The 240-nt window shown below is 53.3% G+C and carries 1 protein-coding gene; it reads left to right on the top strand.

Annotated elements, in window-relative coordinates; all coding sequences use genetic code 11:
• A partial coding sequence (locus SB660_RS23475) for a catalase (RefSeq protein WP_410584983.1) occupies positions 1 to 240 on the top strand: 240 nt, incomplete at both ends.

The raw sequence follows: 240 nt of genomic DNA, 5'->3' as shown, positions 1-240 counted from the left end.
TTGCCTACTCTGATACGCAGCGCTACCGTGTAGGCGCAAATTACCTGCAGCTTCCGATCAACTCGCCGAAAAAGCATGTCGCCACCAACCAGGAAGGCGGGCAAATGCAATATCGGGTCGATAGAGCAGAAGGACAAAACCCGCACGTCAACTATGAGCCGTCCATTATGGGAGGACTCACCGAAGCAAAGCAGGATGGGAAAGACCATATACCTCATGTCGAAGGCGATGTGAAGCGGG

This window comes from Bacillus sp. SIMBA_005 (genome assembly GCF_046535585.1).
GTDB classification, from domain to species: domain Bacteria; phylum Bacillota; class Bacilli; order Bacillales; family Bacillaceae; genus Bacillus; species Bacillus pumilus.
The sequence above is the reverse complement of the archived record's forward strand: the minus strand, read 5'-3'. Positions and strand labels throughout refer to the sequence as shown.